General features: G+C 43.3%; 12 protein-coding genes. 6 read left to right on the top strand and 6 right to left on the bottom strand.

The genetic code is table 11. The features are described from left to right. The first annotated feature begins 237 nt into the window (after positions 1-237). Both G6047_RS04600 and lpdA read left to right on the top strand, forming a co-directional pair. A complete protein-coding gene (locus G6047_RS04600) occupies positions 238-2,001 on the top strand; it encodes an ABC transporter ATP-binding protein (RefSeq protein ID WP_169526310.1) in 1,764 nt (587 codons plus the stop codon). Positions 2,002-2,098: 97 nt separating this feature from the next. After that, a complete protein-coding gene (gene lpdA, locus G6047_RS04595; RefSeq protein WP_169526309.1) occupies positions 2,099-3,487 on the top strand; it encodes a dihydrolipoyl dehydrogenase in 1,389 nt (462 codons plus the stop codon). A gap of 195 nt (positions 3,488-3,682) precedes the next feature. On the opposite strand, the gene G6047_RS04590 is transcribed toward lpdA, so the two are convergent. The 3 genes from G6047_RS04590 to G6047_RS04580 form a co-directional block, all read right to left on the bottom strand. Continuing rightward, complete coding sequence (locus G6047_RS04590) at positions 3,683-4,261, bottom strand: hypothetical protein (RefSeq protein ID WP_169526308.1); 579 nt, start codon at positions 4,259-4,261, stop codon at positions 3,683-3,685. A 231-nt stretch (positions 4,262-4,492) separates the two neighbouring features. Further along, the gene (locus G6047_RS04585; RefSeq protein WP_169526307.1) at positions 4,493-5,488 is read right to left on the bottom strand and encodes an aldo/keto reductase; all 996 of its coding nucleotides are present in this window, start codon (positions 5,486-5,488) and stop codon (positions 4,493-4,495) included. An 11-nt stretch (positions 5,489-5,499) separates the two neighbouring features. After that, positions 5,500-5,928 (bottom strand): hypothetical protein, encoded by a 429-nt coding sequence (locus G6047_RS04580; protein WP_169526306.1) that lies wholly within the window; start codon positions 5,926-5,928, stop codon positions 5,500-5,502. A gap of 193 nt (positions 5,929-6,121) precedes the next feature. Between G6047_RS04580 and G6047_RS04575 the strand changes: the two genes are divergently transcribed. Genes G6047_RS04575 through G6047_RS04565 form a run of 3 tightly spaced genes read left to right on the top strand, consistent with a single transcriptional unit; the run spans position 6,122 to position 9,750 of the window. Beyond that, complete coding sequence (locus G6047_RS04575; RefSeq protein WP_169526305.1) at positions 6,122-6,415, top strand: hypothetical protein; 294 nt, start codon at positions 6,122-6,124, stop codon at positions 6,413-6,415. A 49-nt stretch (positions 6,416-6,464) separates the two neighbouring features. After that, positions 6,465-7,172, top strand: coding sequence for a GLPGLI family protein (locus tag G6047_RS04570; protein ID WP_169526304.1), 708 nt, complete (start codon positions 6,465-6,467; stop codon positions 7,170-7,172). After that, positions 7,162-9,750 (top strand): TonB-dependent receptor, encoded by a 2,589-nt coding sequence (locus G6047_RS04565; RefSeq protein WP_169526303.1) that lies wholly within the window; start codon positions 7,162-7,164, stop codon positions 9,748-9,750. The genes G6047_RS04570 and G6047_RS04565 overlap by 11 nt, the downstream gene beginning before the upstream one ends. A gap of 41 nt (positions 9,751-9,791) precedes the next feature. Here G6047_RS04565 and G6047_RS04560 read toward each other — a convergent pair whose 3' ends face one another. From G6047_RS04560 to G6047_RS04550, 3 genes are read right to left on the bottom strand one after another with little or no spacing between them, the layout of a single operon-like run. Continuing rightward, positions 9,792-10,937 (bottom strand): hypothetical protein, encoded by a 1,146-nt coding sequence (locus G6047_RS04560; RefSeq protein WP_169526302.1) that lies wholly within the window; start codon positions 10,935-10,937, stop codon positions 9,792-9,794. A 1-nt stretch (position 10,938) separates the two neighbouring features. Continuing rightward, positions 10,939-11,997 (bottom strand): hypothetical protein, encoded by a 1,059-nt coding sequence (locus tag G6047_RS04555; protein WP_169526301.1) that lies wholly within the window; start codon positions 11,995-11,997, stop codon positions 10,939-10,941. A gap of 1 nt (position 11,998) precedes the next feature. Continuing rightward, positions 11,999-12,337 (bottom strand): PadR family transcriptional regulator, encoded by a 339-nt coding sequence (locus G6047_RS04550; protein ID WP_169526436.1) that lies wholly within the window; start codon positions 12,335-12,337, stop codon positions 11,999-12,001. 194 nt (positions 12,338-12,531) lie between these two features. On the opposite strand from G6047_RS04550, the gene G6047_RS04545 reads away from it, so the two are divergent. Beyond that, positions 12,532-13,914: an alpha-amylase family glycosyl hydrolase gene (locus tag G6047_RS04545; protein WP_169526300.1), complete on the top strand. Its 1,383-nt coding sequence runs from the start codon at positions 12,532-12,534 to the stop codon at positions 13,912-13,914. The last annotated feature ends 1 nt before the right edge of the window (position 13,915 follow it).

Raw genomic sequence — 13,915 nt, 5'->3', positions numbered from 1 at the left:
CGTAACAGAAGTTCCTGGCGCGAGTTGGAAAACAAATAGCACAAAGCAACTAGGAGCGGCGGCGGGATTGGCTCATTATTATTTATTTTTATTGCGCTGCACTCCACACAGTCCGGTTGCGCCCCGGGTTTGTTATCACTTTTTATTGCCGACTCTGCTTACGGATATTGGTTATTGCCGATTATGCCCTATTTTTGTACACCGTTAACCGTTACGTGTTGACCGTTGACTCCAATAATGAAAGCAAAAGCATTCGACACGCGCCTTTTCAAGCGCATCCTTCAATATACAAAACCTTACAGACTGCTGTTTTACGGTGTGATTGCATCGGCGGTAGGGCTTGCCATTTTCTCGGCGTTGCGTCCGTACCTGCTCAAAAGTACGGTGGACGATTACATCAAGACACACGACGCACACGGTCTGCTGCTATACATCTCGCTCATGGGTTTTGTGCTGATGCTCGAGGTATTGTCGCAATTTTATTTTGTGCTTTGGGCCAATGTGCTCGGACAGGACATTGTAAAAGATATCCGCATGAAACTGTTCCGCCACTTGCTCAGTTTCAAGATGCGGTATTTCGACATGGCTCCTGTGGGACAATTGATTACGCGTTCTGTATCGGACATTGAATCCATCGCCCGTATCTTCAGCCAGGGCTTGTTCATGATCTTCAGCGACCTGCTGAAAATGGTGGCCGTATTGATCTTTATGTTCTGGATGAACTGGAAACTGGCGTGGATTGCAACCCTGGCGATGCCTGTACTGGTTTACATTACCCGTATTTTCCAGCGCAAGATGCAGGTGGCTTTTGAAGAAGTGCGGCTACAGGTGGCCAATATGAATACGTTTGTACAGGAACGCGTGACCGGAATGAAAATCGTCCAGTTGTTCAACCGGGAAGACATCGAAGCCGAAAAATTCCGTGACATCAACCACAAACACCGTCACGCCTGGGTCAAGACCATTTTATACAACTCCATCTTCTTCCCTATCGCCGATATCATTTCCTCGGTTACGTTGGGCTTAGTGGTTTGGTACGGATGTAGCCTGATACTTGGCGGCAATCTCAACACGACGTTCGGGGATTTGTTCACCTATACCATGTACATTGGCATGTTGTTCAACCCGTTGCGGCAGATTGCCGATAAGTTCAACGAAATGCAGCTCGGGATGATTTCTGCCAATCGCGTGTTCGAGATTCTGGATACCGAAGACCAGGTGCAGCAAAATGGTTCGATCGAAGCACCATCGTTCAACGGGGAAATTCTTTTCCGCGACGTCCATTTCAGCTACACCGGAAAAGAAGAAGTCATCAAAGGAATAGACCTTTCTGTAAAAGCCGGACAGATGGTAGCGATCGTTGGTTCGACGGGAGCCGGAAAGTCGACGATCATCAATTTGCTCAATCGGTTCTATGAAATAGATTCCGGTGAGATTTTAATCGACGGACAGAACATCGTCAACTATAAACTCGATTCGCTCAGAAAGCAGATTGCCGTCGTGTTGCAGGATGTTTTTCTTTTTGCAGATAGTATTTTCCACAACATCACGCTTCACAATCCGGCCATTTCACGCGAAGAAGTAATTTCGGCCGCCAAAAAAATCGGCATACACGAATTCATCCAAAGCCTTCCGGACGGATACGATTATAATGTGAAGGAAAGGGGCGCGATGTTATCGTCGGGCCAACGTCAGTTGATAGCTTTTTTGCGTGCTTATGTGAGCAATCCATCAATTCTTGTACTTGATGAAGCGACCTCATCTGTCGATACCCACACCGAGGAAATGATCCAGCACGCGACCGAAACGCTGACCAGCGGACGTACTTCGATTGTTATAGCACACCGTTTGGCAACCGTAATCAACGCCGATAAGATCGTGGTCATGGACAAAGGCCTGATCGTGGAAGAAGGAACACATGCCGAATTACTCGGAAGAAGCGACGGCTACTACCGGAATTTATACGATTCCCAGTTTTTATCAGAAGAAAAAGCCAATTGATTCTTTGAACAGTAAGTATTGAGAACCAATTCTCCATTGTTAATTATTAATTATTCATTGTTAATTGTAATTTTGTCAAGCACATTTAAATAGAGATATGAAATACGATATTATAGTTTTAGGAAGCGGCCCGGGCGGATATGTCACTGCAATCAGAGCATCGCAACTGGGTTTCAAGACCGCAATTGTCGAAAAAGAAAGCCTGGGTGGCATTTGCCTTAACTGGGGTTGCATCCCGACAAAAGCATTGCTCAAATCGGCACAGGTATTCGATTATCTAAAGCACGCTTCAGATTACGGATTGACGGTAACCGCTTTCGACAAAGATTTCCCTGCCGTGATCAAACGTTCCAGAGGTGTTGCCGAAGGAATGAGCAAAGGCATCGACTTCCTGATGAAGAAAAATAAAATCGATGTCATCAAAGGATACGGAACCATCAAACCGGGTAAAAAAATTGATGTCAAGGCCGAAGACGGAGCAACCACAGAATATTCCGCAGACCATATCATCATCGCAACCGGCGCACGTTCACGCGAATTGCCGAATTTGCCCCAGGATGGTAAAAAAGTGATCGGTTACCGCCAGGCGATGAACTTGCCGGAGCAGCCGAAATCCATGATCGTTGTTGGTTCAGGTGCGATAGGCGTTGAATTCGCCCATTTTTATAATTCTATGGGAACTGAGGTGACTATTGTTGAATTCCTTCCGAACGTAGTTCCTGTGGAAGACGAAGACATTTCGAAACAATTCGAGCGTTCGCTTAAAAAGAACGGCATCAAAGTCATGACGAGTTCATCTGTGGAACGTATCGACACGACCGGAAACGGTGTGAAAGCTTTCGTCAAGACGGCTAAAGGTGAAGAAGTGCTTGAAGCTGACATCCTTTTATCTGCTGTTGGGATCAAAACGAATATCGAAAACATCGGGCTCGAATCGGTCGGAATCGCAACCGACAGAGATAAAATTTTAGTAAACGACTGGTATCAGACGAACATTCCGGGCTATTACGCAATCGGTGATGTCGTTCCGGGACAGGCGTTGGCCCACGTGGCATCGGCCGAAGGGATTACCTGCGTCGAGAAAATCGCCGGGCTTCACGTGGATAAAATCGACTACGGAAACATTCCGGGTTGTACGTATGCGTCTCCGGAAATCGCTTCTGTCGGCCTTACGGAAAAGCAGGCACGTGAAAAAGGATACGAACTCAAAATCGGGAAATTCCCGTTCACGGCTTCCGGAAAGGCAAAAGCAGCCGGAACGCCTGACGGTTTCGTGAAAGTGATTTTCGATGCCAAATACGGAGAATGGCTCGGTTGCCACATGATTGGCGCGGGTGTCACCGATATGATCGCCGAGGCCGTCGTAGCGCGTAAACTGGAAACCACAGGCCACGAAATCATCAAATCTGTCCACCCGCACCCGACTATGAGCGAGGCTGTGATGGAAGCTGCTGCTGATGCGTATGGTGAGGTGATTCACTTGTAAGATCAAAAGTTCGGAAAATCAAAAGATCGGAAGATCGGGAGATTGGAAGAAAAAATTCTAATATCAATTTTATAAAAATCCGTTCCTTGATTGGGACGGATTTTTTTATGGCTCCCCGTAACTAAAAAACTACAGTCGGCAAACAAAAAAATCCGCCATTTCTGACGGATCTTCTTGCTTATGATCAAGCAGTAACTATACTTTGATGTGGCCCCAGTTTTCTCCGCTTTTGATTCGGAACAACTGCATTTCACTAATGCCGAATTGCTTGGCTAATATTTTCATTCGGGTTTTACGGTTCGGATCGAGAACCATTTTTTTGAGCCGTATCACTTCCATCAATGTCAGTTTATGACCGTTGGAAGATTTTCGCTTTTCCAGCATGCGTTTGCGTCCGGCAATAACGTTAGGGCTTTTTTTGTAGTGCTCCATCCTTGCATCTGCATCGACCCATTTAAGGTTTTCGACGCGATCGTTCGATAAATCATGGTCAAGATGGATAAGGTGCTTTTGTACTTCGTCCGGTTGTGGTAAGAAATGTTCGGCGACGAATTTGTAAACAAACGATTGGATATTGTGCATTTTGCCTTCAATGACCTTCTTGAACCGGATCATCCGGTAACCGTTCATCGTCGAACCTTTTATGAGTGCACCATTCTCCAAATTGTCAGAAAAGCTCAGGATTCGTCCCCGATTGGAAACAGCATATCGCATACGTGGTTTTATGGCGAAATGCACCTCTCTGAACTCTTCCCCAGGGAAAAGTCTAATCATGGTAAGTGTATTTTTGGAATCTCAAATGTAGCGTAATTTTATCACAGACTACGGGAAACCATAACGATTGCTCGGTTTTTTAAGATATTTTTATAATTATTCCTGACCTAATAACAAGAATACATTAACTACAACGTTACCGTAAATTTCACCACAAACTGCCTGTACGTCTTTTCCTACTACTACATTAGGGTTGAAAAGTAAATAGTTATACCTGTGTCCGACACAAAATTACCTGACGAGCTGTAAATTTTGAAGTCCCTCCGTAATAAAATCCAACTCGTCATGGCCGAGCATAACGTTGAGTGCTTTTGCATTCTGGATGGATTGTTCCGGAGTCCGTGCACCGGCAAGGGCAATAGTGATTCCCGGCTGATGGACTGTCCAGTTCAACACAAGCTGGCCCAACGAGAGTTTATGCGCCTGGGCAATATATCTGACAGAATCCAGGAACTTATTGACCCGCCTGAGGTTTTCTTCTTTAAAAGCCGGATGTGAAGCCCGGTGATCTCCGGTTCCAAACTCATGCCCGGGTTTCATCTTACCCGTCAGAAGCCCACGCTCCATAGGACTATAGGCAAGGATCGACTTTTTATTTTGGATGCAAAACGGAACCAGTTCGTTTTCTATATCACGCCGAACCATACTGTAAGGAACCTGGTTGGAAACGACAGGCGCAAATTTCATGGCTTCTTCCAACTTTGCCCTATTGTAATTGCAGACGCCCGCATACCTGATTTTACCAGACTTGACAAGCGATTCCACAGCTTTCATGCTTTCCTCTATGGACGTTGTCGAATCGGGCCAATGAATCTGGTAGAGGTCGATGTAATCTGTCCGCAACCGACGAAGGCTGTCTTCACATTCCTTGATGATGCTTTCTGCACCGGCATATTTGTAGACATCGATCGGCCTTCCCCGGTTATCCTGCGAATGCATGGCAAAATCACCTTTGGCCAAGTCCCAACGCATTCCGTATTTGGTAAGGATGTATACTTTGTCACGTGGAATTCCAAGCAAGGCCTCTCCCACTATTTCTTCGGACACGCCCTGACCATATATCGGAGCCGTGTCTATGGCGTTGATTCCATTGTCGAACGCAGCCTCGATTGCCCGAATAGAATCGTTTTGCTCCGTTCCGCCCCACATCCAGCCACCTGCGGCCCAGGCACCGAAAGCTATTGCCGACAGGTTCAAATCTGAATCGGCTATTTTTCTGTATTTCATCTTATTAAAACTTAAACAACTTCAACAGGTTTTCCCATGGCCAGTTTACCTCCAAGATATGCCATAGGGATATACGCAAGCAATAGATCGATTGCCATGAACCAGGCGGGCGCCGGAATCATGAAACAGTTTGCGATGCCTCCGAGAAGAAATAGAAATCCGACTATGTAAGCCGGACGCATGGTTTTGGGGCCAATTTTTACCGCGACCCAGGCACCGAAAAAAGTTCCTAAAGCGTGGGCAAGAAACGGCATTATGAAATATTTCGGGGTCATCAGCCCAAGATCCAATGCAGCTTTGAGCCCTTCCATGTTTGTAAAATCATATCCTTCAGGCGGAGGGAAAAGATACGGACTGATGGTAATTAACGCGCCATTTACGATACTTCCGGAAAAAGCACCGGCTATGACAGCAAGGATATTGCGTAAGGTAGGGTTCATTGTTATCAATTTAGTGGTTTGGATATTAAAGATACGAAGGTTAGCCCCGGATTCTACAACAATACACAGCTTTATCAATTCCATTAGTTATTGATACAGGCAAAACTTTAACAATTGATACAGAAAAACTGTATCCAACCTTTTCACCTTCCCGATAATTTAGCTACAGTATTAATCTTTAAATATTTAACGTATGAAAAATGTATTCGTTGCCACGTTGCTTGTTTGTGGAATGGGAGCTTTTGCCAATCCACACGAATCAAAGCCAGTTAGTGAACAGAAAAAAAGCTCAAAATCAACAGCTGAAGCCAGCATTGCACAGGCATGTTGCCGTAGAACCGCGAGTGACGGCACAGGGCAATCCGTATCCGTTACGGACTGTATATCTTATTCAGGAGCTGATAATTACAATGTAGCTATGGGAATCGCCTGCGGTAATGCCGCCAATCTTGCACAACAAGCTTTGGTATTGATCAAAAAAACCTAAAATTTCCAACAAGGCCCGGAATTCCCGGGCCTTTAAAAAATCCAGAATCATGAAAGAAAAAATTTTATTTGTACTGCTGTTACTTCATGCTTTTCTTCACGCCCAAAAAGTAAAAGTTCATTATGACAGCTATTTGATCGACCTGAAGGACGAATTCGGCGGAATCAATATAATTTCCGCAGATTTAATCACCGATACCAATGAAGCTTTATATATCTCCACAACAAAGGATACGGTATTCACTATTCTCGATTCAGGCGAATATTCGAGTAAAAAATCAGATCCGTTTTTTTTATACAAAAAGCTCAAAACACAAGAAGCCTGTTATTTTGGACAATCTGTTCACAAGAATCCTGTTAAGGATACCGATTATAAAATTAACTGGCAAATCGGAAAAGAAACAAAAACCCTTTTGGGTTATCACTGCAATCAAGCCGTTTGCCAATGGAGAGGCAGATCTTATACAGCTTTCTATACTCCGGATATTCCCATTTCAAGTGGCCCTTATAAATTTGATGGCCTTCCCGGAATCATATTGGAAATAAATTCCGAAGATAAAGAAGTCAGGATAATAGCCCGGGCAATAACCAGAACAGAAGAAAAAATAACAAATCCATTCTCGGAAAAACAAACGATTTCCTGGCAGGAATTTCTTAAACTTTATAAAAAGAAGTTCGAAGATTTCAGAAATCTGTCTCTTGGTGAACATACTACCCAGACCATTCCCAAAAGATATATAGAAACTTATGTTGAATAATGGATTTCTATGGTTGTTTTTGCTGATTCCTTTTTTTTGTAAATCTCAATCTGTATCCGGTTTCATAAAATCTGACGGCAAGGCTGTTACCGAAGCCATAGCCTATATCAAGTCGGTTGAAAATCCAGATATTATTTTAGGTTTTTCAGGAACACGCCCTGACGGTTCATTTATGATCGATTTACAGACTACTCCTCAAAAAGTTATCGTCGAAATCCGATCCATGAACCACGAGTTTTTCCAACAAACGTACGACTGGCCCAAAAACGAGACTACATTAAAAGTATCTATTGCCCTTACGGAAAAACCATTCGAACTCAAAGAAGTTGTTGTCAGCCAAAAACCCGCCATTCAGCAAAAAAAAGATACTGTAGTGTACAATGTCGATAAATTCAGGGATGGATCTGAAAAAGTCATCGAAGACATCCTTAAAAAATTACCTGGAGTAAAAATCGACAACAACGGACAGGTCACCTATAATGGAAAGCAAATCAAAAAACTGCTATTCAATGGAGACGATCTTTTCAATGAGGCTTACTCCATGGGTACAAAGAATATCAATTCAGATATGATTGAATCTGTGGAAGCCTATAAAAACTATAATGAACATATTCAACTTAAGGGCATCACCGATTCTGAGGACGATGTGGCACTCAACATCAAACTCAAAAAAGACAAAGGTGATGTATCCGGCGGCCTCGAATTGGGTGCGGGACATAAGGATGTATGGAATACCCGATTCAATTCGTTGTTTTTGTACAAAGGATTTACGATTTTCAATGTTACCGGGTATAATAACACCAATATTGATTATGGAACCAACGGCATGCAAAAACGTATAGAGAATGCGCCAAAAACATTGATTTTTGATGAAACTTCACAATATGTCATTGATGATAAATATGCACAAGTCAAAAAGAATTTTCTCTCAGGTACGCATTCTGTGCTTAAACTGACTCCAAAAACAAATCTGAGGCTCGCCGGAAATTATTCTTCGGACAGATTTCTGAGACAAACCGAAAACCAGACAACCATTCAAGGTCCAGGGCAAATTATGTTCAATACCACAGAAAATAGTTGGAAATCCCCAAAAAGACTCGATGTTTCGACAGAATTAAAATCCGATCTTTCAAAAAAACTTTATCTGGAATACAACGTAAATGTTCAGCGTGAACAATCGTCAACAACGGCCAAAATAGATAACAATGGAACGTTGCAGCACAATGAACTCGAAGGCCGAAAAGAGTTTTTGCGACAGGAAGTAAAAATAATCGCACGCCTTGCAGATTCAGTCGGAATGGAGTCTTCGGTGATTCATTATGATGGAAAGTCGCCACAGGAATTTTTCCTGTATCCGGGAGTATTTGCATCGTCTGTCACAGATTTTCAATTCGCTCAGATACAAACCCAAAAAATCGAATCGAAAACCACGCTTTCCGGCACACGGAAACAGTTAAAATGGCAGGCAGATGCGGGCTGTAATTTTGAAAGAGACAAATTGAGAAGTAATCTCAAAAGTGATTCCTCTGATATTCCTGACAATAGAAATGATGACACTTACAAACATTCTGTTCCTTATTTTTCTGCATCAGTCGCATACAAGTTCAAATCTTTTGCGTTCAGGACCGGACTCAAAGCAACTTATTTTGATTTAGGATTAAGACAAACCGACACGACACAACAGGCTCTGAAAAAATTTGTACTGAATCCGTCAATACGATTCATGTACCTGTTAAATTCAGCCAATTCTATCACGGCCGGTTATGCGAGTCAAACCAAAGAACCGACTATCGATTTTCTGTTCAGGCAAAACATCACAACTAATTTCCGGACGCTGCGTTCCAATATTCCTGAATTGGCTCTTATGCCTGTCCATGTAGCCGACCTGCGTTTTGCCCACGGAAGCATTTTAAATCTTCCAACCTGGGATGTCCGCCTGTCGGTAACCAAAACCGATAAAAATTATTTCTCAGGAAATTTTGTCTCAGAACAACTGTCTTATATTTCGGGTCGTTTGCTGGCTGAACCGATGACAACCTATAACGTTGATTTTTCGTTGAGGAATTATTTCTCTCCTTTAAAATTAACCTATGAAATCAATGCCGGTTATTCCGACACACATTCGCGGTCGAATGTAAATAGCTTTGATTTGGTAAAAAGCCGTTTGCAATCAATGACGCTTAAACTCACCATCAGGAATCGTCCGAAAGCAGCAGCTTTCGTCGAGAATAATGCATCTTATAATTTTAATCATTCGGGATTGGAAGGAATATCAGGGTTTGATTTTTCAGGACTCGAAGATGAATTACGTATTGTTTACAAAATAGTCGACAAATGGCGGGCGGAAGCAAAAGGAAAATTCTATTACCCGGATCTGTCAAAACCAAATGCCTATTGTTTTGCAGATGCATCCGTAACCTATGATTCGCCAAAAGGCCTGACGTATTCCTTAATCGCGAATAATCTGCTGAACCATAAAACGTTCACAAATTCCAATATCAATGAAATTTCAAGAACCTATAATTCTTTCAATCTCATGCGGGCTTATGTGATGGCTTCGATACGGTTTCAATGGTAACCGCGGATGGTTCGATAAGCATCCGCGGTCATTGCCTGAATTTATTTCTGTAATGCGACAGCCGATTCGTTTTGGAGCACGGCCATTTCCACAAGGATCAGGTCGTTTATCGACTGGGATAATTTCCGGTTTTCGATTCCGGAAATTTCCGGGATATTTCCGCCCGATGTTTTATTGAAAGATTGAATCTTACCGGTGAGATTTTTCAATTGAGCTTCGGCTTTTGGAGAATCACTGATATAATGACCGGCATCCATATCGGACAACATATCGCCACTTCCCAGTTGCGCCTTTCCGGTTTCAGAAGCGATAAGGAATTGCTTCAGCTGATTCGCCAACAGACCAATTTGTCCGGCTTGTTCGTTTTCCAGCTTCGTGCTTTGGGCCGATGGATTGTCAATCCGGGATTGTGAAACCAACGCCGCCGTAAGCTTTTGTTGTTCCGACAGCATATTCTCGTTGCGAAGAACCATCTCCGCATTTTCACGCATCAATTGGTTTGAAGCCGCCGAAGACCGAACCATCATCAAAATCAATGCGCATCCGTAAAAAATAAAAATCGATGAAACTATAGTATTGACCTTGGTTTCCGGATTCCGGATCCCGCTGAAAAAATAAACCGGAAGGAATACCAATAACATAATCGAAAGTGCTAGAATACCAATGATATTCGCTCCGGGCCAATGGAAAATTTTAAACATCGTACCAACGCTGATAAGAATTCCCGCGAATGTCCCTACACCGGTGATGATTTTATCTCGCGATGAACTGTTTTCCCGGATCTTGAGCGTAAAAAGTAACGGGAGAAAAACGAGACTCAATAATATAATGCCGACCGCAATCAGGAACGACGCTCCAGGCATGTGAAAGAATTTGAAAAACAGGCCGGCAGTCATGGTAAGTACCGAAAATGCGCCTGCAAACAACATGATTTTTTTCATGACATAATAGTTTTTAAAGGTTAGTAATTGGATGGTTTCCTGTTCAATTTCACTCAGGTCGGTTTTGTAGAATGTCCGGATCCTGTGCTGGTAGAAATCGTCGAAGTTGCCATCGGGGTCGAGCTCCTGCTCTATCACACAGCAAATATGGTCCAACAGGTCTTGCTGCAGGCCGACCATCAAAACGCCACGTGCACGAATGTCGTTTTGGATGAACTCAATTTGTGTATCTGTTAGTGTATACATTTTATCTTCGATTTTTTGGCCGCGGCAATGGCTCAAGTTTGAGTTCCAGAATCAAAGGTTTATCTCCAATTCTGCCCGCAAGCAACAATTTATCAGTACCTACACCTGACAGCTTAGCTGAAACATCATTGGTCAGTTTTTCAGGAAATTTCCAATCGATGTGTATTTTTTTAGTCGCTTTATCCCAAATGACATGTCCTGCCTTGATCCGGTCAAAATCACCATAGCTAAAGACACAGGCATCGTTCTGATCGAAATAAATGGCCGTCAGTCCATCGGTTACCGTTTTTTCCCCATTTGCGGATACCACCACATATTTGCCGTTAAGCTCTTCGTTCAATCTGGGAATGCGTATGCTGTAAAGCAAAAGTAGCGGAAGGGCAACGGCAGTCAGCCGAAAGGCAATAATCCTGTTTGAAGACATTGCGGTCAACGGAAACAGAAAAGCCCTGAATCTTTTCCGGTCCTGCCATAACGAATAGGCAAGCGAAATGTTCAGCCCGGCAGCCAATAGACTGATGGCAAGCCCAATGTCGAAAAAAACATCCATCAAAACGATGTTTAAGACTATAGGCAACAAGATGAAGATTCCCAAAAGCCGGGTTCGCTTAGTCACCAGCAATATTGCCCCAATAACCTGCAATGTTCCTATGATAATCTTTAATTGCGGGACGCGGCCGAAAAAGTAATCCATAAGAGCGGGGCCGTTCAATGCCCCGGCACGGAAATCGTCATATACCAACGAATTGTTCATATGCATATGCAGCAGCTTGAGCCAACCGAACAACGCGAAAATCAAAGCTGTCAGGAACACGATGGATTCTTCCAAATAAAAAACGATTCGTACGTTGTCAACCTTCTTTTGGAAAAAGTGCCATCCTGACGCCAAAACCGGAAACGAAAAAATCAAGATCACCGCAAGCGTACCCGAAATAGAAGACGGAATGCTCGTCAATCTGTCAGGCCCCAATAATTCAATGCAAGCCTGTGCCCCAAGAAAAGCGCAAAGTCCACATAAAAATAATTTATGCAGAAAAGTGGTTTGTTTTTCCGGATTCATATCACGCAGTTGTTGGGTTGATATCGAGCAGGAATTTCATCGTTTCCATGAATTCCGCCATTTCACTTAGCTTCTCTTCTATTTTCGTTTTTCCTTTCGGACTCAGGCTGTAATATTTACGCACGCGTTTGCCGATGAATTCCGTTTCGGTCGTGACCAATCCGTCGGCTTCAAGTGCATGCAATGTTGGGTAAAGCGCGCCTTCGGTAATCTGGATCCTGTCCTTGGTAAGCTCCTTTACGCGTTGGGTAATTTCGTACCCGTACATACGTTTATTGGATTCGAGTTGCTTGAGGACGATTGTCTTTAAGGTGCCTTTTATAAGTTCCGATGAAAAAATCATTTCAATTAATAATTAACGATTAACAATGAAGGATTAAAATAGCTCTTGTTTATTTTTCATGAACGCAATATACATAAGATTATTATGTATCCATAAATTATGTATACTTATTTTCTGATTGTTAATTATTCAACCCCTTAAAAACATTGCGAATTCCAAGCTATCACTTACTTTTATACAAATTCATTTTGATGAAAAAATTTACAATTCTTGCACTGTCAGCTTTGTTTTTTGGCTGTAATACTTCTGTCAAAATCGATAACAAGCCAGATGATGACCGATACAAACCAATAGAATACGTCAAAGTCAAGCATCCGGACTGGAGCAAAAATGCCACGATATATGAAGCGAACATCCGTCAGTTTACGCCGGAAGGAACGTTCAAGGCCTTCGAAACCCATTTGCCAAGGCTAAAAGAAATGGGCGTCGATATTGTCTGGCTGATGCCGATCCATCCGATAGGAAACGAAAAACGAAAAGGCACGCTCGGAAGCGAATATTCGGTCAAAGACTACTTCGATGTCAATCCGGAATTCGGAACCAAGCAGGACTTCAAGCATCTCGTCGACAAAGTCCATGAAATGGGAATGCATATCATCATCGATTGGGTCGCGAACCATTCCGCCTGGGACAATCCGCTGGCCAAACAACATCCGGACTGGTATTCCAAAACGCCCGAAGGTCATTTCCAACCGACTCCGTGGTATGATTGGGACGATGTGATCGATTTTGATTACGACAAGCCCGAATTGCGCAAATACATGACTTCTGCCCTCGTCTATTGGGTAAAGGATTTCAATATCGACGGATACAGATGCGACACCGCCGGCTTTATCCCGACCGATTTCTGGAACAATGCCAGAGCCGAAATGGATGCTGTAAAACCGGTTTTCATGCTCGGCGAATGGGAATCTCGCGATTTACATGAATATGCATTTGATGCCACGTATTCGTGGAGTTTCTGGAATGCGATGACTGCCGTGACCAAAGATGGTAAAAGCATAGGACAATTGGTTGAATATATGGCGCACGATGTCAGCACGTTCCCGAGAGATGCCTACAGAATGACATTTACCGATAACCACGACAAAAATTCCTGGGAAGGAAATATGGTCTCGAACTTTGGCGACGGCCTTGAAGCTTCTATGGTTTTGTGCGGAACAGTCAACGGAATGCCTTTGGTTTACGGCGGGCAGGAAGCCGGATTGGACAAGTCACTCAAGTTCTTCGATAAAGACGAAATCGATTGGAGCAATCTCAACTATGCACCGCTGTACAAAAAATTGTTCGACCTCAAACATCGGAACAAAGCATTGTGGAACGGCAGGAACGGAGGCGTAATGATCCGGATTTTTAACGACAAAATGAACCAGGTGGTTTCATTCTCAAGGACGATGGACAATGATCGCGTGGTCACGATTGTAAATTACAGTAAAGAACCGACAAAAGTAAAATTGGATTCGAAGTATCAGAAAGGAACGTACACGGAATTATTCTCTGGCAAAACCATCGTTCTCAACGGAGACGACACCTTTGAAATGAAACCGTGGGAATATCTTGTCCTTGTGAAATAAA

The organism is Flavobacterium silvaticum (assembly GCF_012911565.1).
In the GTDB taxonomy this organism is placed as follows: Bacteria; Bacteroidota; Bacteroidia; order Flavobacteriales; family Flavobacteriaceae; genus Flavobacterium; species Flavobacterium silvaticum.
This window is presented reverse-complemented; position numbering and strand designations above follow the sequence as displayed.

Bases quoted from the DNA above. Each gene is read 5' to 3' on its own strand.
- G6047_RS04600 (WP_169526310.1), top strand. From the start codon at position 238: ATGAAAGCAAAAGCATTCGACACGCGCCTTTTCAAGCGCATCCTTCAA.
- lpdA (WP_169526309.1), top strand. From the start codon at position 2,099: ATGAAATACGATATTATAGTTTTAGGAAGCGGCCCGGGCGGATATGTC.
- G6047_RS04590 (WP_169526308.1), bottom strand. From the start codon at position 4,261: ATGATTAGACTTTTCCCTGGGGAAGAGTTCAGAGAGGTGCATTTCGCC.
- G6047_RS04585 (WP_169526307.1), bottom strand. From the start codon at position 5,488: ATGAAATACAGAAAAATAGCCGATTCAGATTTGAACCTGTCGGCAATA.
- G6047_RS04580 (WP_169526306.1), bottom strand. From the start codon at position 5,928: ATGAACCCTACCTTACGCAATATCCTTGCTGTCATAGCCGGTGCTTTT.
- G6047_RS04575 (WP_169526305.1), top strand. From the start codon at position 6,122: ATGAAAAATGTATTCGTTGCCACGTTGCTTGTTTGTGGAATGGGAGCT.
- G6047_RS04570 (WP_169526304.1), top strand. From the start codon at position 6,465: ATGAAAGAAAAAATTTTATTTGTACTGCTGTTACTTCATGCTTTTCTT.
- G6047_RS04565 (WP_169526303.1), top strand. From the start codon at position 7,162: ATGTTGAATAATGGATTTCTATGGTTGTTTTTGCTGATTCCTTTTTTT.
- G6047_RS04560 (WP_169526302.1), bottom strand. From the start codon at position 10,937: ATGTATACACTAACAGATACACAAATTGAGTTCATCCAAAACGACATT.
- G6047_RS04555 (WP_169526301.1), bottom strand. From the start codon at position 11,997: ATGAATCCGGAAAAACAAACCACTTTTCTGCATAAATTATTTTTATGT.
- G6047_RS04545 (WP_169526300.1), top strand. From the start codon at position 12,532: ATGAAAAAATTTACAATTCTTGCACTGTCAGCTTTGTTTTTTGGCTGT.